Consider the following 26,536-nt stretch of genomic DNA (forward strand, 5'->3'; position numbering starts at 1 on the left):
TTCGATCCTCAGGTGACCCCTTGAACACGCAGACGGTCCGCGATGAATACAGGCCCAGACAGCGGAGGTGGTCGGCGGCGGAGCTGCTCGATCGCTTGACGCTCCGGGAGATCGAGCTCTCCAGCGAACAGCGCGAGGAGCTCGAGCCGTCCTTCTGGAACTTCCTTTGCTCGGAGGACGACTCCCGTCACTTCTACCGGCAGGCGCAGGCGCGGCGCGGACGTTACAGCGACGCGCTCTTCTCGTTCCTCGAGGTCTGGCGCGAGGACGAGGCCAACCACGCGGCCGGCTTCAAGAAGATCTACCAGGCGCTCTACGGCCAGAGCAGCGAGGCGATCGACGCCCGCCTCGCCGCGAGGAGGGTCGATTTCTCGCGCATCGAGGAGTTCCTCGGCGACGAGTTCACGCTCTGCCTGGTCCTCGCGTACGACGAGCTGGCGACGACGCACGCCTACCACCGCGATTTCGCCTTCTACGAATCGCTCGGGCCGGACGAGCTCAAGACCTGGATCCGGCTCGTGACCAGCGACGAGGCCCTCCACCACGCCAACCTCCTCCGACTGATCGGCCACCAGCACCGGCACCGCGTCCCGGAGGCGCGGCGCGCGCTGGACCGGATCCTCGAGATCGATCTGCGCGGCGGCGACTACGAGGCCACCTTCGTCCTGGATCACAGCGGCGCCGGCTTCAACCTATCGCCCGAGGAGCTCTCGAGCCTCTGCGCCCAGGCCATCGTGAAGAAGCTCGAGCGGATCCACGGCGGTGTTCCCACCGCCCAGGAGCTCATGTAAACCGGCTCCACCCTGCGTGTCCCGGCCCGGGGCAGCCACCACCTCTCGGGAATCAACGTGAATCGTCGTCTCTGGATCTTGCTGCTGCTCGCGGTCACCGCGTGTTGGGGCGCCTCGTTCGCCATCATCCACCAGGCCGTCAAGCACGTCGATCCCTACCTCTTCGTGACGCTCGGGTTCACCGTGGCCGCGGCGCTCATCCTCGCGCTCGGCCGGGGGCGCATGCTGGCGGCGATCACCCGGTCGACGCTCCGCGACGGCGCCTGGCTCGGCCTCCTGCTGGCCGCCGGATACCTGCTCCAGACCGCGGGCCTCGCGAGGACCTCCCCGAGCAACGCGGCCTTCCTGACCGCGATCTCGGTGGTCCTCGTCCCCGTGCTGCTCGCGTTCGGCGGCTGGCGCCTCCCGAGGGCGGGCTGGCTGGCCGTCGTCCTCGCCGCCGTCGGGCTCGGCATCCTCACGCTCGATCCCGAGACCCTCTCGCTGAACCTGGGAGACGTGCTGAGCATCGGGTGCGCCTGCGCGTACGCGGGTCAGATCGTCCTGACCGGCCGGTGCTCGAGCCGCCACGACCTCCTGGCGCTCACGTTCGTGGAGTTCGTGGCGACAGCGCTCCTCAGCGCGGCAGTCTGGGCGATCAGCGGGGCGCCCACGGCGGGGCTCGACGTGCCGGGGGTGTGGGGCGCGCTCGGCTTCACCGCGATCCTCTGCACCGTCGTCGCCTACCTCGTGATGAACGCCGCGCAGCGGGTGGTCTCCTCCTGGGAGGCCGGGCTGGTCTTCACCACGGAGCCGATCGTCGCCGCGGTGGTCGCGCTCGCCATGGGCGTCGAGCCGTGGCGCCTGAGGACGACCGTCGGCGGGCTGTTGATCCTCGCCGCCATGGTCACCGCGGAGGCCGCGCAGCGCTCCGCGGGCGGGGAAGAGGGCGATGGCCACCCTCAATACGCCCGATAGCGGATAGCGGATCGACGAGGGAGGGTACACCTCGAGGCCTGCCGCGGACCCGGGCGTCCCGGAGCAGTGGGAGTAGTCGCCGGGGTTCGAGCGGAGGAGCTCGATGAGCGCGAGGGAGTCGTACTCGGAGGTGAGGTCATTCCAGTTGACCGGCTCGTACTCCTCGACGGCGCGCTGCCGGCGCCGGCGCGCCTCGGTGGTCGACTCGCGGCTGACCCCTGCGAGCAGCTGCGACGGGTCCCAGAGGCTCTGTCGCGGCGCGTACGCCGCCTCGTCACGCGAAACCATCGAACGGCGCCCGTTCGCCCAGTGCAGCCAGCAGCCGGCAATCCCCGCTTCCCAACCAGCCGTCCTCGCGATCGAGCCTCTTCAGCCACGCGGCCAGCCAGCGCTCCGGCGGCACGCGATTCCCGAGCGCCGAGAGCGCCGTGCTGACCGCCTCGCGCACGCGCGAGCGCGCCCTGTTCACGGTGCTCGCCATACCGATCCACGCGCCGCGGAGGCGCCGTGCAGCCGGTGAGGGCGCGGAGGCGGGGTTCGTCACTTGCCCATGTTGCCCTTTCCGCTACAGGACCAGCCCCAGCACCCGGGCGGCGATCTCTGGCTCGACCCGTTCCCCGTAGCAGAACCGCCCTTCGAAGAAACAGAATCGGCGTATCAGCTGGCTCACGAGCGCGCTGCCCCTGAGCTCGATCGCTGGATCAAGCACGGGGTTTCGGAGTGCAAAGCGACTCAGGGTCTCTTCGCCGAATACGGTGTGAAATGGATTGCTCCTCAGCAACGAGCCGCACCACTGCGCCTCGAGGGTGAGACCCACCTCGATTTCCGGTGCCCTGCACCACGCCTCGCGCCGCTCGCTCCATAGGACCTTGGCGGATTCGACACGCGCTTGCTCAGACATAAGGACACAGCGGGCGAGCCGCGCCGCGAGCACGTCTCGCTCCACCCCGAGGTCGCGGAGCCTGGCCGCATCCTGCCAGATGAGCGCCCCGAGCCGCTCGTCCGGCCCGAGGAAGGCAGGCCCTGACCCCCCACCCGCGCGTAACCTGGCGTGGATCTGTTCGATGGGAGCGCCGATGTACTCCTCGATCGCCACCTCGATGTCACGCGGGCTCCAGCCTTCGAGGTCCATGGGTAAGACGTCCGGCAGCGGCGTCGCGCGTGGGTTGCCGAGCGCGTCGCACATTTCCGGCGGCAGCTCGGGCGGAACCGGCGCTCGTGCGAGGCGCGTCGCGAAAAACTCGGCTGCCCACCTCGACTGCTCCATCCGATGGCGCCACACGAGATGCCAGCAGAGCCGGAGCCCGAGCACTGGATTGAACGCGCGAAAGATCGCCTCGATCGGGGAGCGGCGCACGCCAGGAGGGTCGTTCTCACTGGGGAGGTCCGCTCTCAGCAGGTCGTCGAGGTCGGACACCGATTCACTCCCATCCCATCGAGCGACGGCCAGCTCGGACAGGCCGGCTATCATCCGCTCCTCGAACTCTCCCTCATGATCCTGGATGAACTTCGCGAGGACGCGGTCATCGTCCGAAGTCGACTCGATGTGCATCGTGCCGCTGTCGACAGCTCGGATGTTGTCCATCACGCGACCCCTGAAGAACGCCCAGGCGTCATCGACCGTCTTCAGAACGATGCTGTTGCTCATCGGCGTTCACGCAATGTGCACGGTATGCCCGACCGGTTCAATCCGGATCGCATCGGCGCCCCCTGACGCGCGAGCGAGGACGTCGCAGCGCCTGCGCCGGTCATGCCTCGTCGTCCTCCAGCCATCGCCGGAAAGCTCCGCCAGCGCGACGGACGCGTGCGCAGCGAGCAGCGCGAGGCCAGCAGCCCGCAGGTCGGACGACATGTCGACGGGCCCTCGCGCGCCTCGCGCCGCCCGCGTGAATGCGCAGCGCCGAGAAGGAGGACCGCGCTCGTCGCGCTCCCCGGCGCCCCTCCCGCGCGATGGCTTCAGGACGATCGCGCCGTCGTACCAAGCGTGACGAGGAGCTCATCGAGCTGCTCGAACGTCTCGCCCATCCCGCTGTACGCGCCCGAGGCCAGGGCGGCGTCGCGCGCTTGCTTCGATCGATAGAGCTCGTGCAGCACCTGCAGCGTCTTGCCGCCTTTTTCCTCGAGGGTCACGGTCGTGACGGCGCCATCGTCGCCCGCTTCGTCGTTCGTCCACACGATGCGCGAATGCGGTGTCACTTCGAGGTACGTGCCGAAGAACGCCATCGGCTGCGCGGCATCGTGACCAAAGACCAGGCGGTAGCTGCCGCCGGCGCGAATGTCCGCTTCGTAGGAAAGGAGAGGCACGGGCATCGACTTCGGTATCCACCACCGCCTGAACAGCTCCGGCGTGGTCCACGCCTGGAACACGAGGCGCGCCGGGGCATCGAAGGTCCGTGTGACGACGATCTCGCGATCGGACTTCGGTTCCACCGTCGTGCGATTACTCGTCAATCTGGGCTCACTCTCTTTACTTGCGTCCATCGACGTTCTCCTTTCGTTTCAGCTCCTCGATGACCTTGTCCAGCTCGTCGAAGCGCGCGGCCCAGAGCTGGCGGTACCTCTCGATCCACGCCGTCTCGTCGTCGAGCCGGCGCGGGCCGAGCTTGCAGGTACGCACGCGGCCGACCTTCTCGGTGGTGACGAGCCCGGCCCGCTCGAGGACGCCGACGTGCTTCTTCATGCCCGTGAGGGTCATGTGAAACTTCTCGGCGAGGTCCGTGATCGAAGCGTCGGCTCGTCCGAGCTGCTCCAGAACGCCGCGCCGGGTCGCGTCGGAAAGCGCGGCGAAGGAAGCATCGAGGCGGGCACTCGAACACTGAACCATGTGGTTCAGTATCTAACGCGCGAGTCGGCGTCGTGCAAGAGGAGATCGAGCGCGCGCTCCGTCGCGAGCCGACTTTGATTCAGAGACTTGCGACCATTTGCAGTAACAGCGGAATGCGGCTCGGCGTCGCCACCCCGCCTCGCCGGGCCAACGCGCTTCTCTGGCCGGACTGGGCGCTGGAGTCCCACTCGTGCGACACTCGTGGACGCGATGTCCCACCGAGAAGCGTACCTGCGCGCGCTCGTGGCCCGCCACGACGTGCTGCTGCTGCCGCTGGACGCGGAGGACCGGCAGCCCCGAAGCTTCGAAGCGCCTCTGCCGGTGATATTCCAGCGCCTCGCGCTGCGTCCCGCGGGGTCAGCGCCGCTGTCGCCGACCGACGACCGCCCCGTGGAGGACTTCGACGATTTCCTCCGGGAGCAGGCTTACGCCGACCTCACCACCTACCGACATCCGCTCGATCTGGATGGATCTGCCGGGATCGAGACGGAGGTGAGGGTCGACGAGCTGGAGGAGGCTCTCTCGCGGAGCCCAGGCCGGAGGATGGTGGTGCTCGGCGGGCCGGGGACCGGAAAGACGACGCTGCTGCGCGCGCTCACGTGGCGGGCGGCGCGGCGGGCGCTGGAAGACCCCACGGCGCCGCTGCCGATGTTCGTGGAGCTCTCGGATCTGGCCGAGCACGGCGCGGATCTGCGGTGTTACCTGCCGCGGATCGCGGCGAGCCTTGGGCTGCCCCCACGGGCTGGTGGGGAGCTCGCGGCGCAACTCGACGAGGGGGCGGCGCTCGTGTGCCTGGATGGGCTCGATGAAGTGGCGCCGGCCAGGCGAGACGCGGTGCTGTCGTGGCTCTCGTCGCTCAGGGCGAGCGCCGGCGCGTGGGTCGTGGGCTCGCGGTTCACCCAGTACCGCACCGGCGACCTGGGGCGCGGCGCGTTTGCCGAATGGGAGCTCTTGCCGCTCGACGAACCGGCGCAAACGCGGCTCTCGGAGCGGCTGCTCTCGCGACTCGCGGCCGCGGATGCGCCTGCCCCGGCGCGCGACGCGCGGAGGTTCCTCGCCGCGCTCTCGCAGCACCCCCACGTGGCCGCATGGAAGGGGGTGCCGCTCCTGCTCTCGCTCGCGGCGGCGGCGTGGGCACGACAGGGGTCGCTGCCGGCGAGCCGATCGGCGATGTACAAGATCGCGACGGACGCCCTGCTCGGTTTGCGATGGCGCGATCCGGAGGAGAAGCGCGCGCTCCGCGGCGCGCTGTCGCGGGTGGCGCTCTCGCTCTTCCGGCGCGGCGGGCGCGCGTTCCCGCGCGAGCGGCTGCGCGAGGCCGTGGAGGGGCTGCCCGAGGAGGCTCGAGCCGCGCTGCCCGGCCCGGGTGAGCTCACCGCGCGCCTCGTCGGCTCGGGCTTCATCGAGGCGGCAGGCGACGAGCTGCGCTTCGGCCATCAGACATTTCACGAGTACCTGGTGGCCGTGGCGCTCGCCCAGGACCTCGCCGCGGGCGGCGCTCCGGCGGAGCAGGCCTGGAAGCTCGCATGGTCCAAGCGGACGTTCTGGCGATGGACCGAGCCGCTGCGGCTGATGGTGGGCGTTCTTCTGGACGGGCTCGGCGAGCCGGGCGCGGCGGCGGCGCTGAGGTGGCTTCGAGCGCTCGCAGCGGCAGCGACGCATGACGAGCATGGGACTCCCGACCCGGCGTCCCATCCCGGATCGACGTCCGGGGCTCCAGGTCGCTTCTCCTTGCGCTCCGACACGGACCCGACGTCGGGTCGCGGCGATGCCTCCTCGCCCGTCACGGGCCCGCTGAATCATCCACTCTCGGTGCTGGGAGATCCGGGCGGCCTCGTGCGCTCGCTGGCGGTGCGCTCGCTGGCCGAGCTCGGGGAGTGGCCAGCATCCTGGGATGAGCTGGATGTGCGGCCGATCCGCGCCCTGATCGAGGGGTGGGCAGCGCGAGCGCTGGATCCTGGGAAGGATGGTCAGGCGGCGAACGCCGCGGCGCCAACGCTGGCCGCCGAGGTGTCGCGGCTGCCGCCGCCAGCGCGAGCGTGGGCCCTCGTGCCGCTCTGCGCGGCGCTCGCCTCGGCTCCGGAGCGGTGGCGGCGCGCGGCGGCGGCGGAGGCGCTCGAGAGGTTCGGCGTGGCCGCGCCGATGGATCCGCTCCTGCGAGCGCTCGGGGACCCCTCCCCGAAGGTGCGGCAGACGGCAGCGCGCGCGCTGCGGTGGCATGCGGAGCGGTGCCCTTCGGAGCCGCTCGTCGCGGCGATGCGCGACGAGGACCCGAAGGCCTCTCACGAGGTGGTGAGGACGCTCGTGGCGATGGGAGAGCGCGCACCCCTAGGAGCGCTCCTGGAGCTCCTCGAGGAGCGCGAGGCGCATCACCGGCGCGCCGCGGTCGAGGCGCTCGGGGAGCTCCGGGAGCGGGCGACGCTCCAGCACCTGGTGCGGGCGACGCGGGACGAGGACCCCTGGGTGCGTGCCTCGGCCGTGACGGCGCTGGGACGGCTAGGGGAACGCGCAGCAAGAGACGCGGCGGCCGTGGATGCCATCCTCCTGCTGGTGGCGGGTGAGCGTGCGTCGTGGTCCCGACGGGCGGCCATCGACGCGCTGTGCGATCTCGGGGACCTCGTGCCGCCGGAGCGCTGGATGGGCGCAGCGCTCCAGATCCTCGACGACGAGGAGGGCCTGGATGGGCGCGAGGCGTCCGGGCTGCTGATCAGGCTCGGCCCGCGGGCCCCGTTCGAGGCGTTGTTGACGCGGCTCGCCGGTGAGCGCGAGCGGTCCGCCGACGCGGCCGTGCAGGCGCTCGTGGGGCTCGCGCGGTGGGTCCCCATCGAGCCGCTCGTGGATGTGCTCCACGGCGGCACGGCCGCGGTGCAGGCGCGGGCGCTGCGCGTGCTCGCCTGCACAGGCGCGCGGGCGCCCGTGGCGGAGATCGCAGCGATGCTGTCGGCGAGCGCGCCAAGGGTGCGCGCCGCGGCGGCGAGGGCGCTGGGAAAGCTCGGAGAGCGGGCTCCCGTCGACGATCTGGTGCTGGCTGCCACGAGGGACGAAGAGCGGACCGTGCAGGCAGAGGCGCTCGTCGCGCTCGCGCTGATCGGGCCGACGGCAGCGCTGCCGGTCCTCGTCGCCGGGCTCGGGCGGCTGGACTGGTACGGGCTGCAGGTCGTGGTGGCTGCCCTCGCGCGCGCCGGCAGCCGGCTGTCGATCGACGCGCTTGCGGAGATCGCGCGCGCGCAAGACAAGGGGATGCGCGGCCTTCCGACCATCACGGTGACCATGTACGTGGAACGCGCCGTGTCGCGCTGCACGGACGTCGCCACGCTGCTCGCCGCGATGCGCTCCCGAGAGGAGCGGCTCCGTGGGCTCGCCGCGGATGCCCTCGCATTCAAGGTGATTCGCGGGGAGGCGGACGGCATCGTGGAGACCGCGCTCGATGGGGTCGATCGCTCAGGGGAGGTGGAGGCGCTGCCACGGGATGCCGCGCAGCGGCTCTTCAACCTCTGCTCGCAGCTAGCTCCGGAACCCTGGTTGCGTCGTGAGCTCGGCGAGGCGCAGGCGCAGGCGAGGGCAGGGCTCAGGCTGGCAGCGGCGCAGATCGCCGCGGCCGCGGGCGAGCCGGGGTGCGTACCGCACCTCGTGGCGCTTGCCAGCTCGAGGGACGAGGACGCACAGAAGAGTGCGCTCGAGAGCATGGGGATGCTCCTCTCGCGACAGGCGTTGCCCGAGGACGCGCGTGGTGCATTGATGGCCGCGCTGCTCCCGCTGCTCGACGTCGGTGCGCGGAAGATCCGCATCTGCGCTGCACAGGCAGCGGGGCGCGCGGGGTCGGCGCCGCCGGAGGTGATCGAAGCGCTCTGGCGCGTGGTGGCCAGCCGCGCCTCCGGCGCGTTTTCCCCTTCTTATTATGGCGCGGACAACATCGCCGCGGCCGCCGCGCTGCGCGCGCTCGGCGCGCAGCCCGACGTCGATGCGCTGTTGAATCTGCTCGTGCTCGGCGCTCCGGATCCCGACGCGGAGCACGTGGCCGCCGCGTGGCTCGCGTCGCTGGGCGAAGCCGCGCCCGTCGAGGCGCTGATCGAGCTGCTGCGCGCCGGGGTCGCGCGGGAACGCGACGGCGATCGCGGGCGGTCCGCGAGCGGGGCAGCGCTGACGCTCGGCTGGCTGGGAGCGCGCGCCGCGATCGGGCCGCTGATGGAGGCGCTCGGCGGCGCTTCGTGGCAAGTGCGCGAGGCAGCGGCGCGGGCGCTCGCCCACCTCGCCGAGCACACGCCGCTGGAAGGGATGATCGCGCAGCTCGCGAGCGATCGCAGCGACGTGCGGCGCTTCGCTGCGCTCTCGCTCCAGGGCCGGAGGGAGCCGGCGGCGATCGCCGCGCTCACCCGAGCCCTGGGGGACATCCACCCGGATGTGCGCCGGTGCGCTGCGACGGCGCTCGGGGTGACAGGCCGGAGGTCCCCGGCGCTCCTGCCCGTCAAGGAGCTGCTCGACGCAGCGCGCGATGATCGATGGCAGGCGGGGATCGCGTGGGAGTCCGAGCAGGGGCGAAACGCGGCCAGCGAGGCGCTCGGGATGCGGGGTGAGCAAGCAGGTCGCGGATCGCTCGAGTCGACGCTCCGGAGCGCCAGCACGAGCGCCCAATTTGCGGCCGTGGAGGCGCTCGGATCGCTGGGAGATTCGATGCCGCGCGAGGAGATCGAGGCGCTGCTCGGCGGCCCGGTTCCCCGGACGGCGGCGCTCGCGGCGCTCGGTCGTCTCGGCGAGGAGGCGCCGGTGGCCGTGATTGCGAGCTTCCTCGACGACTCCGACCAGTACGTGCGCTCGCGCGCGGCGGAGGTGCTGGCGGGACTACCCCAGGCCGCCGCAGCGGAGGCGCTGATCGCGCGGGCTCGGAACATCGCGGAGGTAGCCCGGCCCGCAGCGGCTGTGCGCCTCCTGCGGGAGCAGACCGAGGCCGCGCGTCTGGCGGTCCGGCGCTGGCTCTCCGAGGGGCACCCAGAGACGCGGGCCCAGGTCGCGCGGGCGCTCGCCGGGGCGCCGGCGGTGCCCTGCGCGGATCTCGCAGACGCGGCGCGTGAGCTCGCCGTCGGCAGGTCGTCCGACCTGCGGGCTGCTGGCCTCGCGCTGCTCGTTGCGCACGCGCCCGCCGCGCTGGCGGAGCTTTCCGGCGACGCGATGCGCGTGCTGGCCGGCGAGGTGCCAGAGGGGCTGTTGCGGGAGCTCGAAAGGGGGATCGAGCTCGGAGCGCTGGCGAGGCTCCCTCGCTGGCCGGCCGAGGCGTGGGAACACGCGCTCGAGGCGTTGGGGTCGCCGCGGTCCGACATGCGCGCTGAGGCGGCGAGCACGATGTCGCATCAGGCGCCCATGCCGCAGCGCGCGCTCGCGGCGTTATGGTCCCGGCGCGCGGATCCGTCCAGACGCGTCCGGGCCGCCGTCGACGACGCGCTGGCGGAGGTGCTTTCGCGTGAGGGGGCGCTGGAGGACGACGAAGCATGACACACGCCGTGCTCTTGCGCGCTGAACCGCCCGGAGCCCGCCACCGCCTCGCCTCCGCCAGTCCGCGACGGCACGGAGCCGCCCTCGACGGCGAAACCGCCGGAAGCTATCGGAATCGCTAAAATTTCCAGCGATCGCTCCTCTCCGACCGGGAATTCCTGGCGGGATTTCTGACCCGCGGAACCAGCCATCCCGAGCTCGAGGTGCTTGGACGCCTTCGCTCATTTCACGACGAACTTCGCCGTCGTGAACTTGACCGTCCCGCTGTTGTTCTGGGCCTCGACCAGCAGCTTGATCTCGTGCAGATTCCCCAGGGGAAGGCCGAGCGCTTCCCACTTGGTGAAGTGTTCGGAAACGGAGATGGTGCCGCACGTGCGCGCCGTCCGCCGGATGCTGAAATACTGATCGAACGTTGCGCTTGGACCCGTGATGGCCGGCTTGTTGACGCGGGTCTTCTTCCACACGTCGTAGGTCTCGCCATCGGCGGTGAGCGTGCCCACCTCGTCCCGCGGCGTCCCGTCGGAGGAAAAACCCGCCGGCTTTACGCTCCCCCAGTCGTCGAGGATGTAGAACTCGCGCAGCGGATTGACGGTCCAGCCGTAGATGCCGATGTACGTCAAGCCGCCGTTCTCCTCCGTCTTTGTATGCGCGAACTCCGCCGAGATGGTGCCGATCTGGGTGTGCTTCTGGGTTTGGTTGTAGTCGAGCCCGACGCGCGCCAAGAAATCCTCGACGTTGTTCCATTTCGCGCTGAACGTGGCGTCGACGCGGTGCACGGTCATGCAGCCCGATCCGCCTCCTTCCGCCCAGAGCTCGTAACCGTAACCATTGCCCGCATTGCCTCGGCTGTTTGAGCAGTACTCCATGCCTCCGGTCAGGGGTGTCGCTGGCGGGCAGGTCTCCACGCCGCCGCCCGTGCCCCCGCCGCCGTCGCCGGTGGAGCCACCCTCACCGGTCGCTCCGCCCGCACCAGCGAGCCCACCGCTGCTGCTCGCGCCGCCGCTCCCCGTGACGCCTGCGCTAGCGGGGGCAGCGCCCCCGCCCCCGCCCCCGGCGCCCGGTTGACCACCGCTTCCGCCTTCGCCGGTGGATCCTGCGATCGATCCGCCGCTCCCGCTTCCGTCCTTCCCCCCTTCGGAGTCGGCACAGCCCGTGAAGGCCGCGGCAGCCAGACAAGCGGCAAGGGTACCCAGCGACCAACGGGACGGAACGATAGCCTTCATGGTCGGAGCATGCCGGGTATGCACATTTGGATCAAGCGAGGCGAACCGTCGAAAGGAGAGCTCGTCGTCGGGTTGCCGCATCGGGCAGAAGTTTCCATGTGAGCGCGAACATCCACTTCATTTCGCCGCTCCGACGCCGCCGGGTGAGGACCATAAGGTCCCCACGCCCGTGAAGCGGAAATGACGCTGAGCAAAGCATCGTTTCCTCCGGCGGCGACGACGGTAAGGTGGGCTGGTCCGGGGTCGATGGTCCAGGCTTCAACAGGACGGACGCCGGGGCGCGGAGCGGGCGGAGCCCCGACGAAATCATGCTGGATTCGCCCGCGCAAAGCCGCCGCGAAGCGGCGCGGAAGGCCGGCGATCCCCGGCCGGACCGCGGACGGGCGGAACGAGGGCATCGCTGCGTTCCACACCGCCCACCCGAGATCGGCTAGGGATCGCGCTGGCCTCCGGGCCGGAGGCGCAGCTGCATGGGGTCGAGCAGACCGGGAGGGAGCACGAGGATGGGTCAGGGTGGGCGGGACAGCGGCGTCCCGGTGCCGGAGCAGTGGGGCGAGCTTCCCAGCGACCCGGGGCAGGGCTCGGGACGAGGGGCCAGCACCCTCCCGCCCGCGCGCAGCACCCTCCCGCCCGCGCGCAGCACCGTCCCTCCCGCGCGCCGCACGACGGCCCCGCCGCTCCATGGCGCGGCACCCGCCGCCGCGGACCGCCCGCTCACCGTCGGCGTCATCACCCCCTTTCTCGACGGGTCGTTCTGGAACCCCGTCCTGATGGGCATCCATGCGTCGGCCCAGCAGTGCGGGCTCCGCACGCTGGTGCTGCGCGGCACGCCGTCCGAGGTCCAGGCGCCGTCGCTCGCCCGGGAGCAGGTGGACGGGTGGATCGTCGTCATCGAGCTGCACGGCATCGAGGCGCTCGCGCGCGCGGGGGTCCCGTTCATCACGGTCGGCACCCGAGCCGCCGAGGTCGATTGTCCGGCCGTGATCCCGGACAACCGCGGCGGCATGCGGAGCGCGGTGCGCCACCTGATCGAGCACGGGCACCGGCGCATCGCGTTCGTCGGCTACTTCGACGCGTACGACGTGCGCGAGCGCTTCGCGGCCTACAAGGACACGCTCGACGAGGCGGGCATCCCCTTCGATCCCGATCTGGTCGTCCGGAGCGACAACAACTGGTACAGCGGCGGCCAGGGCGCCGCGCCCGCGCTCCTCGCGCTGCTGCCCGGGTGCACGGCGGCGGTCTTCGGGACCGACAAGAACGCGCTCGGCATGATGCCGCTGCTGAAGGCGGCGGGCGTCCGCATCCCCGAGGATCTCGCCATCGTCGGCTTCGACGATGTGGTGGACGCGCAGGGCGTCGATCCCCCGCTGACCACCGTGCGCCAGCGGTTCGAGATGATGGGGAGCGCCGCGTGCGAGCTCATCGTGTCGATGGTCGCCGGCGAGCCCTTCCCGGCCGAGGGCGTGCACACGGACAACGCGCTCGTCGTGCGGAGCTCGTGCGGGTGCCACACGGTCGAGGAGTTCCTCGACCGGGAGGACGCGGCGTCCGAGGAGGACGCGCGCGGCGCCGTGGCGCGGCAGATGGTCGAGCTCTTGCTCCTTCCCCGGCCGCTCCCGCCCGACACCCCGCCGAGCGAGATCTGGCCGGCGGTCGCGTCGGTGGTCGACGGCTACTTCGCGGCGCTCCAGGGCGCCGCGCTGCCCTCGGCGGCCGAGCTCAGGTGCGCCTGCCGGCAGGCGGTCGACATCACGCCCGATCTGGGGACCTTGCTGGCGGCGATCCGCCTGCTGGGCCAGCTCCACGAGCGGCGCGACGCGCCCCTGGACGCCGCGGCCAGGCGGCGGGTGGACGCCTACCTGGAGCTCGCGCGCCTCGCGATGGCGCGGGCCCGGCTCGAGGCCGAGACGCACGTCGTCCAGACGCTCGGGGTGCTCGCGAGGACCAATTACGACGTGAGCTTCGCCCTGCTCGGCGGCACGCAGCAGGCGTCGCGGTCGCTCTCGTGGCTCGCGACGACCACGGTGGTGTGGGGCAGCCTTGCCTTGTGGGAGGACCCGGAGGCGCGCGCGGGCCTCGTCGTCGCCGGCGCCTACAGCCGCGACGGCAGCCCGACCCCGCCGATCGGCAGCCGCTGCCCGGTGGAGGCGTTTCCGCCGGTGGAGATGCTGCCGCCCTCGGCCACGGACGGCACGCACATGGTGCTGCTGTTGCCGATCCGCTCCGCGCGGCGCGACTGGGGGATCCTGGTGCTCGTCGGCCCGACGCACGTCGCCATGACCGGCGACGAGGGCACGGTCGCGATCTGGGGGACGCTGCTCGGCGCGGCGCTGGAGCGCGACGCGCTGGTGGAGTCGCTCTCGGCGCAGCACGCCGATTTGCAGAAGGCGTATGCGATCGAGCGCGCGCTCTCGGAGACGGTGCGCGAGCTGGGCTGTCCGCTCATCCCGCTGCTGCCCGGCGTGCTGCTCGTGCCGCTGATCGGGATGATCGACGCCGGCCGCGCCCGGCAGGTGCTCGAGAAGGTGTCCGAGGGGGTGAGCCGGCACAGGGCGCTCCGCGTGCTGCTCGATCTCACGGGCGTTCCGTTCGTGGACGCCCAGGTCGCCGACACGCTGGGGGTGACCAGCCGCGCGGCCGCGCTGCTCGGGGCGCGGGTCTATCTCGTCGGCGTGCGCCCCGAGATCGCGATGAGCCTCGTCGGCGTCGACCTCGGCGTCCTGGCCACGTTCTCGTCGCTGTCGGCGGCGCTCCGCGAGCTCGCGCCGGCGGGGAAGCGCGCGCGCAAGGCGGCGCGGCGGGCGCGCTGAGGGCGGCCGCGGCCGCACGCCGGTCGAGGCCGCGCGATCGTGAGCCGCTCCGCCTGGCGCGCGGCGGGGCGCCTTGACGCGCCGAGACGCGGCTGGCGTAGAATCGGCCGATGCTCGCCGTGCACTGCCCGCGTTGCGGGCGCCCAGCGCCGGTATCGCTCGCCAGCCCGGATCTCGTGGCGTGCGCGGCGTGCCACTACCGCGGTCCGCCGCCCGCGGAGGCGGCGCAGGGCCTGCGCGCCGCGGCGCACGTCGTCTTCCAGACCGACGCTCGCCGGCGCCAGCTCTCGGACGCGCTGCGGCGGATGCTTGTCACCGCGTCGCGGCGGCACGCGCGGCTCGTCGTGGTGTTCTCGCTGGCGTCGGTGCCGATCACGGCGCTCGCCGCGATCATCCTGCTCGGGGTCTGGGTCAGCCCCGATCCCGAGGGGAACCTGGTCACCGGCGGCATGGTGGTGGCGGCGTGGCTGGGCACGGTCGGGACGGGCGCGGCCGTGCTCGCGCTCGTGCGCCGGCGGCAGCGGCGGATCGAGGAGGCGTGCGCCGCGCGCCCGCCGGCGGCCCCGGGCGAGCCGGCGGCGTGCCACGTGTGCGGCGCGCCGCTCGGCGGCGGCGACGGCGCGGTCGCGCGGTGCGGCTTCTGCGCCGCCGACAACCTGATCGCGCCGGCGGTCCTCGAGCGCGTGCGCGCGCGGCAGGTGGTGATCTTGCGGTCGTTCGAGCAGGCCGTGAGCGCCGAGCTCGCCTCGTTCGGCCGCGCGACGTCCGGCGCCGCCGCTGCGGTCGTCGCGACCGCGGTGGTGGTCCCGATCTCCGCGTTCGTCCTCGCCGTCGCCGCCGTCCTCGTGGGCGAATCACGGCGGCAGCCGATCGACGCCACCGTGCGCTACGCGGCCGTCAGCACCCCGGTTGGGCAGTGCATCGGTAAAATTGTGCCAAAAGCGGATGGTGGTACGGCGGTGCGGTTCGGGGGGTTCCGGCGCGCGGAGCTGCCCGAGGAGCAGGCGATCGCGCCTGGGGCGCCGGTCGAGGCGGTGTCGCCGGGGGCTCTCGTTGGCCGCTTCGTGACGGCGAAGCAGGGGGCCGGGGTTGTCGAGGGGGTGTTTCTGTCGCCGCTCAAGGGCAACTCCGCCGAGGTGAAGCGCGAGGACGGGACCTCGTTCACGAGCAGCGTCGCCGGGCTCTGCCTGAGCGGCGTGCTGTCGAGGTGATCCGTCATCGTTTCGTGCTCTTCGGTCTCGTGCTCTTCCGTTTCGTGCGCGTGTCCCGCAATGGACCTCGATGCGTCGATTGCCGTCCATCGAGAAACGCCCTGCGCAATCTGTCGTGACGACGCTGCTCGCAATGTCGGCAGGTTTTCGACGGCCGATCCTGCGCGGCGGTGCGGGGGACTACGGGGCGCTGGCTGCGTAGAGAGAAGTTAGTTGTTCCGTGCCGGCGCCCTCCACGTATAGTGGCGGTGGTTGGGTCGGGCATCGCTGGAATTCACACCCGGTGGAGACAAGATGAGCCAAGGTGGCTGGGGCGGCGGATCAGGGGGCGGTCAGGGCGGTGGTGGTTACGGTCAGCCACCGGGCGGCGGCGGTTACGGCCCACCGCCGGGCGGCGGTTACGGTCAGCCGCCGGGCCAGCCTGGCGGCAGCTACGGCCAGCCTCCGGGGCAGCCGGGTGGCGGTTACGGTCAGCCGCCGGGACAGCCGGGCGGCGGTTACGGTCAGCCGCCGGGACAGCCGGGCGGCGGTTACGGTCAGCCGCCGGGACAGCCGGGCGGCGGTTACGGCCAGCCGCCGGGGCAGCCGGGCGGCGGCTATGGCCAGCCGCCGGGACAGCCGGGCGGCGGCTATGGCCAGCCGCCGGGCGGCAATTACGGTCAGCCGCCGGGCGGTAGCTACGGTCAGCCTCCGGGGGGCGGCTACGGGCCGCCTCCTGGCGGCGGGCCTCCTGGCGGCGGCTACGGGCCGCCTCCTGGTGGCGGGCCTCCTGGCGGCGGCTACGGGCCGCCTCCTGGCGGCGGCTGGGGCCCGCCTCCTGGTGGTGGCGGCTGGGGTCAGCCGCCTGGCGGCGGGTTCGGTGCGCCTCCTGGCGGCGGGGGCTACGGTGCGCCGCCGGGCGGAGGCCCCTACGGTGCGCCGCCTGGCATGGGCGGCCCGACGTCGTGGGGAGCGGGAGATGCCGCGTCCTTCGGCTGGGAGCGGGTGAAGCGGGACCCCGCGGTGATCATCGGCGCCGTGGCCGTCGTCGGGCTCGCGGCGGGCTTCCCCAACGTCATCGGTGGTGGCATCCAGGCGGCGCTCGCGAGCGACGCGCCGGCCGTCGGGTCGTCCATTCAGGTCCTCATGCAGCTCGTCGGCTTCGTGGTGGGCAGCTACTTCGCCGGAGGCATGTCCAATCTCCTCCTGAAGGTGGCGCGCGGCCAGCCGTACGCGTTCAACGACATCCTCGGCGGCGGGCGGTGGTTCATGTCCATCCTGGGCGCCCAGATCTTGACCTCTCTGGCCATCGGCGTCGGCATGGTCTTCCTGCTCGTCCCCGGCATCCTCCTCGCGCTCGGCCTGAGCATGACGAACATGTGCATCGTCGATAAGAACCTGGGCGCCGTCGACGCGATGAAGGAGAGCTGGCGAATCACGACCGGCCACAAGGGCGGCATCTTCGTCTATGCCCTGCTCGTCTTCGCGCTCGTGGTGGCGGGCATGCTCGCCTGCTGCGTCGGCACGCTCGTGGCCGGGCCGATCGCGGCCCTCGGCTACGCGTACATCTATCTGCGCCTGACCGGCCAGCCGACCGCGAGCTGAGCCTCCGCCAAAGTTCGCGCAGAGCCCTCCCCGGATCCCTCGCCTCGAGGGGTCGAGCCGATGCGAGGCGCGACGACGAGCGCCTCGCCTGCGGTTCGGCCGAGCCCCTCCGTGCTCGGCCGCGGGTCACGGCGTGTGGGCCCGCGGCTTGCAGCGTGCAAGGCTTGCAATGTGCACGGGGGAGGCGCATGGCCAGCACGAGGCAGCGGACGGCGACGGGCAGGGGGCGGGCCGCGCCCGCCGGCGGCAAGAGCGCGGGAGCGGTCCGCCTCAAGCGGGCTTACGAGCCGCCCGAGGCGGCCGACGGGTACCGGGTGCTCGTGGATCGCCTGTGGCCGCGCGGCGTCCGTAAAGACGCGCTCGCGATCGACGCCTGGCTGAAGGAGCTCGGGCCGAGCGACGAGCTCCGCCGATGGTTCGGTCACGACGCCAGCCGGTGGGAGGGGTTCGCGTCGCGCTACCGCGACGAGCTCCGCCGGCAGCCGGCGGCGGGGCTCGCCGACGAGCTCGTCGACCGGGCGAGGCGCGGGACGATCACGCTCGTGTATGGAGCCAGGGACGAGCTCCACAACCAGGCCGTCGTGCTGCGCGACGCGATCGAACAGCGGCTGCGCAGGCCTCGCGCGCGGGGCCATCGGCCTCGCCGCGGGCTTGCGTCGCCGCGTCAAATGCCCGCGTCGGATGGGTAGTAGTTCAGCACGTCGTCCCGCCAACCGCCCTGTCCCTTCCCGATGTGGCGGAAATCCTCCACGAGCTCGATCGCGCACACCCACTTCGCCATCTTGTAGCCGAGCTGGTGCTCCACGCGCAGCCGCAGCGGCGCGCCGTGCGGGATCGGCAGCGGCTGCCCGTTCATTTCGTAGGCGAGGATCACCTGCGGCATCCTCGCCGTCTCCAGATCGATGACCTCGTAGTAATGCCCGTGACCGGGAGATTCCCACTTCTCGTCGAGGGTGTGAAAGACGAGGTAGCGCGCGCTCTCCAGCGGCTCGTGCCGATCGAGGAGGTCCGACACAGCGACGCCGGTCCACGCGGCGAAATAGCTCCACCCCTGGATGCAGACGTGCAGGGTCGACTGCGTCCTCGGCGGCATCGCGCGCAGGTCCTCGAGCGATAGTCTCCCTGGCTTCGCCACGAGCCCCTTGATCTCCAGCCGCCACGCCGCGAAGCCGCCCTCGGCGAGGCGCCGGTACGCCTCGTTCCGCGGCGGGCGCCCGTTCGTCCGGGCAACTGCGGAGATGCGGTCGCGGCGCTGGCGCGGCGCCCAGTGGTGGAACAGCGCGCGCCGCAGGGGGTCGACCCCGATCTCGAGCAGCCTCTTCGTGCGCGCCGGCCGCCGCAGGGAATAGAGGGTCCCCGCCGCGTGGAGCGCCGCGACGAGCGCGATGCCGGCGAGCCCCAGGGCGACGGCGAGCGGCCGCGACGCGGCCTCGCTGCCGAGGACGATATTCGCCATCTCCGCGCCGAATCCGTGGGCGACGACGAGGGCGACATGGACGAAGAGGAAGAGGGAAAAGGCGACGAGCCCGAGGAAATGCAGGCTGCGAGCGGCCTGGCGTCCGCCGAGCAGACGAGCAAACCACGGAAACCGCGCCCCGAGCGCCGGCGACATCATGAGCCCCGTCACGATCTGCAGCGGGGCGAGCACGAAGACCACCACGAAATACGTGAGCTGCTGGAGCGGATTGTACGGGTTGCCCTCGGGGGGCAGCTCCAGGCGCAGGTAGGTCGTGAGGGCGCGCCAGGCGTCCGCGAAGATGTGAAGGGACGTCGGGACGAGGCGCCGCCACTGCGGGGTGGCCACGAGCAGCGCCACGTAGACGAGCCCCACTGCCACCCAGCCGAGGGCCGACCAGAAGTGCCAGTGCCGGCCGAGGCCGAGGTTGTTCCGCCCCGGCATCGCGAGCCAGGGCGAGCAGGGCTGGATCTCGTCCTCGGCCGTCCACGGCTCGCCGCTGGGCAGCGTCTTCCGGGTCAATCGGAGCCACTCGCTGCCCGGCAGGGCGTCGTCGCTCCAGTAGAGCTTCGGGTGCCCTCCGAGGATCTCGATCCCGCTGCGGAGGAGGAGGGTCAGGAACAGGAAGTTGAAGAGGTGGGTCAGTCGGATCCAGAGCGGAAATCCCAGCACGCTCGCCCCCTTCCTCCTCGCCTCCTCTCGCCTCGGCAAGATCGGAGCCAGCGGCATGTCCCCGGGCCGATCGGGCGCGCTCGCCCGCCCGGGCGCGCCCCTCCACGACGCCGTCGCGCAGCCGCGATTCCGCCCCGCGCCGAGGGCGCCCGCTCCTTCCCGGCGTCGTCCCCGGCCGCTCTCATCGCCCGCGCGGAGCTCGCGCGAACATCGCTCTTCCTGTCGAACGCTGCTTGCGACACATCGAGTCTGCGCCGTCGTCCGGCGGCTCCGTACCCTGTCCAGGGAGCGCGCGAGGCGCGACATCGGCCGCATGACAAAGCGCCCCCGATCGGATTGCGAGCCTCAGGACCGCATGTTAATCGGTGTCCCCTCGGAGACTCCAGCGCAGCGAGGCGCGGAGCCGGGGGGAGATCGCGGCGCGCGGGCGCTCTGTCCGCCGCGCCGTCCTGCGCCGCCCGCTCGCGAGGTGCTCTCTCGCGCCGCCCGCTGCTCGTCCAGACCGGAACGGAGCATGATATGCCTGACCATGTCCTGATCACGGGTGGCGCCGGATTCATCGGCTCCCACCTCGCCGACGAGCTGCTCCGCGCAGGCCACCGCGTCCGCGCCCTCGACTGCCTCGTACCCCAGGTCCACGGCCCCGACCGGCGACGCCCGGCCCACCTCGACCCGGCCGTCGAGCTCATGGTCGGCGACGTCCGCGACCGCGACGCCATGAGGCGCGCCCTCCGCGGCGTCGACGCGGTCGTCCACCTCGCCGCCGCCGTGGGCGTCGGACAGAGCATGTACCGCGTCGAGCGGTACACGTCCGTCAACACCGTCGGCACCGCCGTGCTCACCGAGGCCCTCGCCGAGCAGCCGGTGCGGAGGCTCGTCGTCGCCTCCAGCCTGAGCGTCTATGGAGAAGGCCTCTACCGCCGGGCCAGCGGCGAGCTCGTCGCCCCGCGGAGCCGGCCCGTCGAGCAGCTGAAGCGCGGCGCCTTCGAGATCTGCGCCGCGGACGGCGAGCCCCTCGTCCCCGTGCCGACGCCCGAGGACAAGATACCTGCCCTCGAGTCCGTCTACGCCCTCTCCAAGTACGATCAAGAGCGGCTCTGCTTCATCGCCGGTCGCGCCTACGGCATCCCCGTCGTCGCGCTCCGCCTCGCCAACGTGTACGGCCCGCGCCAGGCGCTCTCCAACCCCTACACGGGCGTGATCGCGATCTTCGCCTCGCGCCTGCTCAACAACCGCCCTCCGCTCGTCTTCGAGGACGGGCTCCAGCAGCGCGACTTCGTGAGCGCGCGCGACGTCGCCGAGGCCTGCGCGAAGGCGCTCGCCGAGGACGCCGCCGCCGGCAAGGCGCTCAACATCGGCAGCGGCCGCCCGCGCTCGATCCGCGACGTCGCCGAGGCGCTCTGCAGGGCGCTCGGCAAGCGCGAGATCGAGCCCGAGATCACCGGCCGGTGCCGCGTGGGCGACGTCCGGCACTGCTTCGCCGACACCCGCGAGGCGCGGCGCGTCCTCGGGTTCGCGCCGTCCGTCCCGTTCGAGCGCGGGCTCCTCGAGCTCGCCGGCTGGATCGAAGGGCAGGTCGCGCGCGACGGCGCCGCCCAGGCGCGCGCCGAGCTCGAGGCGAGGGGGCTCTCGCTGTGAAGCCGCCCGTCCTCATCACCGGAGGGGCCGGCTTCATCGGATCGAGCCTCGCCGATCGGCTCCTCCGCGAGGGGGAGCCGGTCCTCGTCCTCGACAACCTCTCGCGCGCCTTCGTCGAGCGGAACGTCGATCTCCTCCGGGAGCGCCACGGCGACGGCGTGGAGCTCCTCCTGTGCGACATCCGCGACGAGCAGGCCGTGAGCGACGCCGTGCGGCGCGCCTCGTTCGTCTTCCACCTCGCCGCGCAGGTCGCCGTCACGCGCAGCATCTCGGACCCGGCGCTCGACTTCGAGGTGAACGCGCGCGGCACGCTCAACGTGCTCGAGGCGCTCCGGCGGCTCGATCGCCCGCCGCCGCTCCTCTTCGCCTCGACCCACAAGGTCTACGGCGCGCTGGCCGACCTCCCGCTCGAGCGGCGCGAGGACCGGTACCAGCCCCTCTGCGAGCGCGCGCGCGAGCACGGCATCTCCGAGGCGCAGCCGCTCGATCTCCGGAGCCCCCACGGCTGCTCCAAGGGCGCCGCCGACCAGTACGTCCTCGACTATGCCCGCACCTTCGGCCTCCGCGCCGCGGTGCTCCGGATGAGCTGCATCTACGGCCCCCGGCAGTTCGGCAACGAGGACCAGGGGTGGATCGCCCACCTCGTCGCGCGCGCCATCCGCCGCGACCCGATCACCCTCTACGGCGACGGGCTGCAGGTCCGCGACGCGCTGTTCATCGAGGACCTCGTCGACGCCCTCCTGCTCGCGCGGCGCGAGCTCGAGCCCGCCTCGGGCTGCGCCTTCAACATCGGGGGCGGCCCGGAGCGGGCGGTGAGCCCGGTCGAGCTGCTCGATCTCATCGCCGAGCTCGACGGCCGCCGCCCGGTCGTCTCGCTCGCCGCGTGGCGGCCGGGCGATCAGCGCTACTACGTCTCCGACTGCCGCGCCTTCCAGGCGCTCACCGGCTGGGCGCCGCGCGTCGCGCTCCGCGACGGGCTGCGCGCGCTCTATCGATGGCGCCTCGGGGTCGAGGAGCGCCTCGGGGCCGTCTACGGGGACGTGCCCGCGTCCGTCCGGCTGGGCCACGCGGACCGGCGGCTGGGGGTCGCCTCGTGAAGGTCGCGCTGGTCAACCCGCCCTGGCGCTTCGAGGGCAGCGTCTACGCCGGCTGCCGCGAGCCGCACCTGCCGCTCGAGCTCGGGTACGCGAAGGCGCTGCTCGAGCGCGCCGGCCACGAGGCCGCCCTCATCGACGCGCAGGCGCGCGGGATCGACCTCGGCGCCGTGCGCGCCGAGGTCGCCGCGCTCCGCCCGGACATGACGGTGATCACCACGGCGCCGAGCTACCTCCTCTGGCGCTGCCCGCCGCCCGAGCTGCGCGTGCCCATGGCGGCGGCCGCCGCGCTGCGGGGCCACGGCGGCCTGCTCGTCGCGGTGGGGCCCCACGGCTCCGCCACGCCCCGCGCGGCGCTCCGCAAGCTCGGCGTGGACGTCGTGGTCCTCGGCGAGTGCGAGGAGATCCTCGCCCTGCTCGCGGGCGCGCCCGAGTCGCGCTTCTGGCAGATCCCGTCGATCGCCTACCGCAGGAACGGCGTCGATCACGTGCAGGGCGGCCCGTACGCCGCCTGCATGAGGACGCTGCCGGCCCTGCGGTGGGACGCCGCGACGATCGCGCGCCACGCCCACCACCACCACCGCTTCGACGCCGTGCCCGACGGGCCGAGCGCCGAGATGGAGACCTCGCGCGGCTGCCCCCACCCCTGCGCCTCCTGCGCGGCGGCGCGCCTCCGCGACAAGCCCCGGCGGCGCCCGCTCGCGACCGTGCTCGACGAGCTCGACGCGCTCCTCGCCCAGGGCGTCCGCCACGTCTACTTCATCGACGAGCTCTTCCTGCCCGACCGGGCGCTCCTCGAGGCGCTCTGCGCGCGGGACGTCGTGTTCGGCGTCCAGATCCGGATCGACGCCTGGTCGCGCGAGATGCTCGACCTCCTCGGCCGCGCGGGCTGCGTCTCGATCGAGGCCGGCGTCGAGCGCGCCCCGGCGGAGGGGAGCGGCGCGCCCGGGAGGCGGTGCGGCGCGTCGGTCGAGGAGCTCACCGGGCTACTCGTCCACGCCCGGCGGAGCGTGCCGTTCGTCCAGGCGAGCCTGATCCACGCGCACGCCGACGACCCGGCCGAGGCGGCGTCGTGGCGGCAGCGCCTCCTCGGGCTCGGCGTGTGGGCGAACGAGCCGGTCCCGACGTTCCCGTACCCCGGCTCCCCGGCGTACGCCCGTCGGTGGGGCGCGCCCGACGACGGCGCCTGGGAGCGAGCGCACGCCCATTACATCGCCGAGCACCGGGCGCTCAGCGATCTGCAGGACGGCCCGCCGCTGCCGCTCCCGGAGCTCGAGCATGGCGCATGGTGACGGCGACCTCCCCGGCGCGGCGGCGCCGCGGCCCGGCCGGGTGCTCATGACGGCCGACACGCAGGGCGGCGTGTGGACCTACGCGCTCGAGCTCGCCGCCGGGCTCGCGCGCGCCGGCGTCGCCACGGCGCTCGCGGTCATGGGCGGGCCGCTGTCGTCCGCGGCGCGCGCGGCCGCGGCCGCGATCCCGGGGCTCGAGCTCGTCGAGAGCGCCTATCGGCTCGAGTGGATGGACGACCCCTGGGACGACGTCGCGGCCGCGGGCGACTGGCTGCTCGACCTGGAGGAGCGGACGCGGCCCGACGTCGTCCACCTGAACGGCTACTGCCACGCCGCCCTGCCGTTCCGGGCGCCGCGCGTCGTCGTGGCGCACGCCTGCGTGCTGTCGTGGTGGCGCGCCGTCCACCGCCGGCCGGCGCCGGTCCGGCACGACGGCTACCGGGCGCGCGTCGCGGAGGGGCTCCGCGCCGCCGAGGCCGTGGTCGCGCCGAGCGCGGCCATGCTGAGCGCCCTCGCGGGCGAGTACGGCGCGCTCGGCCTGGGGCGCGGCCACGTCATCCCGCACGCGCGCGACCGCCGGCGGTTCGCGCCGGCCCCGAAGGAGCGGTTCGTCTTCGCGGCCGGCCGGCTCTGGGACGAGGCCAAGAACCTCGCCGCGCTCGAGAAGGTCGCGCCGCGCCTGCCGTGGCCCGTGCTCGTGGCCGGGAGCGACGTCGCGCCGGGCGGCGTCGGCCGGCGCGCCGGGGAGAGCCTCTGCTCGCTCGGGTGGATGAACGAGGGCGAGCTCGCGTGGTGGATGGGCCGCGCCGCGATCTACGCCTTCCCGGCGCGGTACGCGCCGTTCGGCATGTCGGTCCTCGAGGCCGGCCTCTCCGGCTGCGCGCTCGTGCTCGGCGACCTGCCCAGCTTGCGCGAGCTCTGGCGCGACGCCGCCGTCTACGTCCCCGCGGACGACCCCGGCGCGCTCCTCCGCGCCCTCGATCAGCTCATCCGGGACGCCGCGCGCCGCGAGGCGCTCGGCGCGCTCGCCCGCCGGCGCGCGGTGCGCTTCAGCCCGCGCGCCATGGCCCGCCGCTACCTCGAGGTCTACGCCGTCGCGCTTTCGGCCCGGCCGGAGGCCGCCTCGCGGGCCTGCCCCCCCTCGACGCCCACGCCTTGCGGGACACCATGCGAATAGCCCTCTTCTGCCACTCCTTGCTCTCCGACTGGGACCACGGGCACGCGCACTTCCTCCGCGGGATCGCGGCGGAGCTCGACGCCCGCGGCCACGACGTCCTCGCCTTCGAGCCGGAGGACGCCGCGAGCGCCGAGCGCCTCGCGGCCGCCCGCGACCGGGACGCCGCCGCCGTGTACCCGCGCCTCTGCCCGCGCCGCTACGCGCCCTCGGCGCTCGACATCGACGCCGCGCTCGCGGGCGTCGACGTCGTGCTCGTCCACGAGCGGAACGACCCCGAGCTGGTGCGGCGCCTCGGCGAGCACCGCGCGCGCACCGATCGTTACCGCCTGCTGTTCCACGACACGCACCACCGCCTGCTCACCGATCCGGCCGCGATCGTGCGGCGCGACCTCACGGGGTACGACTGCGTGCTCGGCTTCGGAAAGAGCCTTTGCGAGCTCTACCTGCGCCGCGGCGTCGCGCGGCGCGCCGTGGTGTGGCACGAGGCCGCCGACGCGCGCGTGTTCCGGCCGCTGCCGGGGGTCGAGAAGGAGCGCGATCTCGTGTGGATCGGCAACTTCGGGGACGGCGAGCGGACGGCGGAGCTCCGCGAGTTCCTGATCGAGCCGGTGAGGGCGCTCGGGCTGCGCGCGCGCGTGCACGGGGTGCGCTACCCCGACCACGCGCTCGCGGCGCTCGCGGACGCTGGCATCGAGTACGCCGGCTGGCTCCCCAACCACCTCGTCCCCGACGCCTTCGCGCGCGCCCGCGTCACGGTGCACGTCCCGCGGCGGCCGTACGCCGCGCTGCTCCCCGGCATCCCCACGATCCGGCCGTTCGAGGCGCTCGCGTGCGGGATCCCGCTCGTGAGCGCGCCGTGGATCGACGCCGAGCGCCTCTTCTCGCCCGGCCGCGACTACCTGGTCGCGCGCACCGGCGCCGAGATGACGGAGCACCTCCGCGCGCTCCTCGCGGACCCCGATTTCGCGCGCGGCGTCGCCGAGCACGGGCGTCGGACGGTGCTCTCGCGCCACACGTGCGCGCACCGCGTCGACGCGCTCCTCGACCTCATCGACGAGCTCCTCCTGCGGCCGTCGTTCTGGCTCGCGGGCGACGAGGAGGACGAGCTCGAGCGGAGCGGCGCGGCGTCCGGGGTCCGCCGCTGCGACCCCGCGCATCACCGGAGCCCGCTCGTGTGAGGCGCGGCGCGGGCGGGCGGGTGTGGTCTCGCCGCTCCGCGAGGGGCGGGCTTGCGACAACGGAGGTGTTCCGATGGTGGACGCGAACGGGAGATCGGTGGGGAGGAGCATGCGCATCCTGGTGACGGGGGGCGCCGGCTTCGTGGGCTCGCACCTGTGCGAGCGGCTCCTCGCGGACGGCCATGAGGTCATCGCGCTCGACGACTTCTCGACGGGCTCGCCGGCCAACGTGGCCCACCTGATGAGGAGCAGCCGCTTCTGGCTGGTCGAGCGCGACGTGACGCTGCCCTTCGACTACGAGATCGACCGGGTCTACAACCTGGCGTCGCCGGCGAGCCCCGCGCGCTATCAAAGCGACCCGGTGCGCACCACGATCACGAACGTGATGGGCACGCTGCACGCGCTCGAGTGCGCCGAGCGGCACGGCGCGCGGCTGCTTCAGGCGTCGACGAGCGAGGTGTACGGCGACCCGGAGGTGCACCCGCAGCCGGAGGGCTACCTCGGCCGGGTCAACCCGATCGGGGTGCGCGCCTGTTACGACGAGGGCAAGCGCTGCGCGGAGTCGCTGGTGATGGACTTCCACCGTCACGGCCGGGCGTCGGGGCGGATCGCGCGGATCTTCAACACGTACGGGCCGAGGATGGCGATCGACGACGGGCGCGCGGTGAGCAACTTCATCGTCCAGGCGCTGCGGGGGGAGGAGCTGACGATTTACGGGAGCGGGGCGCAGACGCGGAGCTTCTGTTATGTCGACGATCTGGTGGAGGGGTGTGTGCGGCTCATGGAGCACCCGGTGGAGATGGGGCCTGTCAACCTCGGGAATCCGGTGGAGGTGACGGTGCTCGAGCTGGCGCAGGAGATCGTGCGGCTCACGGGCAGCGCGAGCCGGATCGTGTTCCGCCCGCTGCCGGAGGACGATCCGCGGAAGCGGCGGCCGGCGATCGAGCTGGCCCGGCGGGCGCTCGGGTTCGAGCCGAGGGTGGCGCTCCGGCAGGGGCTCTACGCGACGATCCAGAGCTTCCGGTCGGCGCTCTCGGGGGCAGGGGAGGGGCCGCGGCGGGGCGAGGCGGCGATGGCGAGCTGACGGCTCGGCTCGGCTCGTCGAGCGCCGGTGGGGGGCGCGCCTCGTGGCGACCGGCCGC

Annotated in this window: 19 protein-coding genes; 13 read left to right on the forward strand and 6 right to left on the reverse strand. The window is 72.8% G+C overall.

Annotated elements, in window-relative coordinates:
* Positions 1-20 precede the first annotated feature (20 nt).
* The gene (locus WMF20_RS49245) at positions 21-791 is read left to right on the forward strand and encodes a hypothetical protein (RefSeq protein ID WP_437608977.1); all 771 of its coding nucleotides are present in this window, start codon (positions 21-23) and stop codon (positions 789-791) included.
* Positions 792-848: 57 nt separating this feature from the next.
* Entirely contained in the window at positions 849-1,748 is a 900-nt protein-coding gene (locus tag WMF20_RS49250) for a DMT family transporter (protein ID WP_437608979.1), read from the forward strand.
* A gap of 274 nt (positions 1,749-2,022) precedes the next feature.
* Here the strand turns inward: WMF20_RS49250 and WMF20_RS49255 are convergent, their stop codons facing one another.
* The 4 genes from WMF20_RS49255 to WMF20_RS49270 form a co-directional block, all read right to left on the reverse strand.
* A complete protein-coding gene (locus tag WMF20_RS49255; RefSeq protein WP_437608981.1) occupies positions 2,023-2,229 on the reverse strand; it encodes a hypothetical protein in 207 nt (68 codons plus the stop codon).
* An 84-nt stretch (positions 2,230-2,313) separates the two neighbouring features.
* On the reverse strand, positions 2,314-3,396 hold the full coding sequence (locus tag WMF20_RS49260; protein WP_437608983.1) for a hypothetical protein: 1,083 nt from the start codon (positions 3,394-3,396) through the stop codon (positions 2,314-2,316).
* Between the two features lie 308 nt (positions 3,397-3,704).
* Positions 3,705-4,229, reverse strand: coding sequence for an SRPBCC family protein (locus WMF20_RS49265; protein ID WP_437608985.1), 525 nt, complete (start codon positions 4,227-4,229; stop codon positions 3,705-3,707).
* Positions 4,216-4,572 (reverse strand): ArsR/SmtB family transcription factor, encoded by a 357-nt coding sequence (locus WMF20_RS49270; protein ID WP_437608987.1) that lies wholly within the window; start codon positions 4,570-4,572, stop codon positions 4,216-4,218. The genes WMF20_RS49265 and WMF20_RS49270 overlap by 14 nt, the downstream gene beginning before the upstream one ends.
* Before the next feature lie 210 nt (positions 4,573-4,782).
* On the opposite strand from WMF20_RS49270, the gene WMF20_RS49275 reads away from it, so the two are divergent.
* On the forward strand, positions 4,783-10,059 hold the full coding sequence (locus tag WMF20_RS49275; RefSeq protein ID WP_437608989.1) for a HEAT repeat domain-containing protein: 5,277 nt from the start codon (positions 4,783-4,785) through the stop codon (positions 10,057-10,059).
* 221 nt (positions 10,060-10,280) lie between these two features.
* On the opposite strand, the gene WMF20_RS49280 is transcribed toward WMF20_RS49275, so the two are convergent.
* Positions 10,281-10,841 carry a glycoside hydrolase family 11 protein gene (locus WMF20_RS49280; protein ID WP_237244826.1) on the reverse strand — a complete coding sequence of 187 codons (561 nt, stop codon included), beginning with the start codon at positions 10,839-10,841 and terminating at the stop codon, positions 10,281-10,283.
* A gap of 944 nt (positions 10,842-11,785) precedes the next feature.
* Here WMF20_RS49280 and WMF20_RS49285 point away from each other — a divergent pair.
* From WMF20_RS49285 to WMF20_RS49300, 4 genes are all read left to right on the forward strand, one after another.
* On the forward strand, positions 11,786-14,092 hold the full coding sequence (locus WMF20_RS49285) for a substrate-binding domain-containing protein (RefSeq protein ID WP_437608991.1): 2,307 nt from the start codon (positions 11,786-11,788) through the stop codon (positions 14,090-14,092).
* Positions 14,093-14,202: 110 nt separating this feature from the next.
* Positions 14,203-15,303 (forward strand): hypothetical protein, encoded by a 1,101-nt coding sequence (locus WMF20_RS49290; protein WP_437608993.1) that lies wholly within the window; start codon positions 14,203-14,205, stop codon positions 15,301-15,303.
* A 294-nt stretch (positions 15,304-15,597) separates the two neighbouring features.
* Positions 15,598-16,887: a hypothetical protein gene (locus WMF20_RS49295; protein ID WP_437608995.1), complete on the forward strand. Its 1,290-nt coding sequence runs from the start codon at positions 15,598-15,600 to the stop codon at positions 16,885-16,887.
* A gap of 188 nt (positions 16,888-17,075) precedes the next feature.
* Positions 17,076-17,576, forward strand: a complete 501-nt coding sequence (locus tag WMF20_RS49300; RefSeq protein ID WP_437608997.1) for a DUF488 domain-containing protein — start codon at positions 17,076-17,078, stop codon at positions 17,574-17,576.
* On the opposite strand, the gene WMF20_RS49305 is transcribed toward WMF20_RS49300, so the two are convergent.
* Positions 17,552-19,015, reverse strand: coding sequence for a molybdopterin-dependent oxidoreductase (locus WMF20_RS49305; protein WP_437608999.1), 1,464 nt, complete (start codon positions 19,013-19,015; stop codon positions 17,552-17,554). The two genes, WMF20_RS49300 and WMF20_RS49305, sit on opposite strands and share 25 nt — an antisense overlap.
* A gap of 519 nt (positions 19,016-19,534) precedes the next feature.
* On the opposite strand from WMF20_RS49305, the gene WMF20_RS49310 reads away from it, so the two are divergent.
* From WMF20_RS49310 to WMF20_RS49335, 6 genes are all read left to right on the forward strand, one after another.
* Complete coding sequence (locus tag WMF20_RS49310) at positions 19,535-20,653, forward strand: NAD-dependent epimerase/dehydratase family protein (protein WP_437609001.1); 1,119 nt, start codon at positions 19,535-19,537, stop codon at positions 20,651-20,653.
* Positions 20,650-21,750 carry an SDR family NAD(P)-dependent oxidoreductase gene (locus tag WMF20_RS49315; protein WP_437609003.1) on the forward strand — a complete coding sequence of 367 codons (1,101 nt, stop codon included), beginning with the start codon at positions 20,650-20,652 and terminating at the stop codon, positions 21,748-21,750. Before WMF20_RS49310 ends, WMF20_RS49315 begins: the two co-directional genes overlap by 4 nt.
* Positions 21,747-23,039, forward strand: coding sequence for a TIGR04295 family B12-binding domain-containing radical SAM protein (locus WMF20_RS49320; RefSeq protein WP_437609005.1), 1,293 nt, complete (start codon positions 21,747-21,749; stop codon positions 23,037-23,039). The genes WMF20_RS49315 and WMF20_RS49320 overlap by 4 nt, the downstream gene beginning before the upstream one ends.
* Complete coding sequence (locus tag WMF20_RS49325; protein WP_437609007.1) at positions 23,026-24,216, forward strand: glycosyltransferase family 4 protein; 1,191 nt, start codon at positions 23,026-23,028, stop codon at positions 24,214-24,216. The genes WMF20_RS49320 and WMF20_RS49325 overlap by 14 nt, the downstream gene beginning before the upstream one ends.
* Positions 24,207-25,394: a CgeB family protein gene (locus WMF20_RS49330; RefSeq protein WP_437609009.1), complete on the forward strand. Its 1,188-nt coding sequence runs from the start codon at positions 24,207-24,209 to the stop codon at positions 25,392-25,394. Before WMF20_RS49325 ends, WMF20_RS49330 begins: the two co-directional genes overlap by 10 nt.
* A 73-nt stretch (positions 25,395-25,467) precedes the next feature.
* Positions 25,468-26,478 carry a UDP-glucuronic acid decarboxylase family protein gene (locus WMF20_RS49335; protein WP_437609011.1) on the forward strand — a complete coding sequence of 337 codons (1,011 nt, stop codon included), beginning with the start codon at positions 25,468-25,470 and terminating at the stop codon, positions 26,476-26,478.
* The last annotated feature ends 58 nt before the right edge of the window (positions 26,479-26,536 follow it).

Origin of the sequence: Sorangium sp. So ce834 (assembly GCF_051521425.1) — a bacterium.
Classification (GTDB): Bacteria; Myxococcota_A; Polyangia; order Polyangiales; family Polyangiaceae; genus Sorangium; species Sorangium cellulosum_D.

Bases quoted from the DNA above. Each gene is read 5' to 3' on its own strand.
- WMF20_RS49260 (WP_437608983.1), bottom strand. From the start codon at position 3,396: ATGAGCAACAGCATCGTTCTGAAGACGGTCGATGACGCCTGGGCGTTC.
- WMF20_RS49310 (WP_437609001.1), top strand. From the start codon at position 19,535: ATGCCTGACCATGTCCTGATCACGGGTGGCGCCGGATTCATCGGCTCC.
- WMF20_RS49335 (WP_437609011.1), top strand. From the start codon at position 25,468: ATGGTGGACGCGAACGGGAGATCGGTGGGGAGGAGCATGCGCATCCTG.
- WMF20_RS49275 (WP_437608989.1), top strand. From the start codon at position 4,783: ATGTCCCACCGAGAAGCGTACCTGCGCGCGCTCGTGGCCCGCCACGAC.
- WMF20_RS49300 (WP_437608997.1), top strand. From the start codon at position 17,076: ATGGCCAGCACGAGGCAGCGGACGGCGACGGGCAGGGGGCGGGCCGCG.
- WMF20_RS49295 (WP_437608995.1), top strand. From the start codon at position 15,598: ATGAGCCAAGGTGGCTGGGGCGGCGGATCAGGGGGCGGTCAGGGCGGT.
- WMF20_RS49265 (WP_437608985.1), bottom strand. From the start codon at position 4,229: ATGGACGCAAGTAAAGAGAGTGAGCCCAGATTGACGAGTAATCGCACG.
- WMF20_RS49330 (WP_437609009.1), top strand. From the start codon at position 24,207: ATGCGAATAGCCCTCTTCTGCCACTCCTTGCTCTCCGACTGGGACCAC.
- WMF20_RS49325 (WP_437609007.1), top strand. From the start codon at position 23,026: ATGGCGCATGGTGACGGCGACCTCCCCGGCGCGGCGGCGCCGCGGCCC.
- WMF20_RS49290 (WP_437608993.1), top strand. From the start codon at position 14,203: ATGCTCGCCGTGCACTGCCCGCGTTGCGGGCGCCCAGCGCCGGTATCG.
- WMF20_RS49270 (WP_437608987.1), bottom strand. From the start codon at position 4,572: ATGGTTCAGTGTTCGAGTGCCCGCCTCGATGCTTCCTTCGCCGCGCTT.
- WMF20_RS49285 (WP_437608991.1), top strand. From the start codon at position 11,786: ATGGGTCAGGGTGGGCGGGACAGCGGCGTCCCGGTGCCGGAGCAGTGG.
- WMF20_RS49280 (WP_237244826.1), bottom strand. From the start codon at position 10,841: ATGACCGTGCACCGCGTCGACGCCACGTTCAGCGCGAAATGGAACAAC.
- WMF20_RS49255 (WP_437608981.1), bottom strand. From the start codon at position 2,229: ATGGCGAGCACCGTGAACAGGGCGCGCTCGCGCGTGCGCGAGGCGGTC.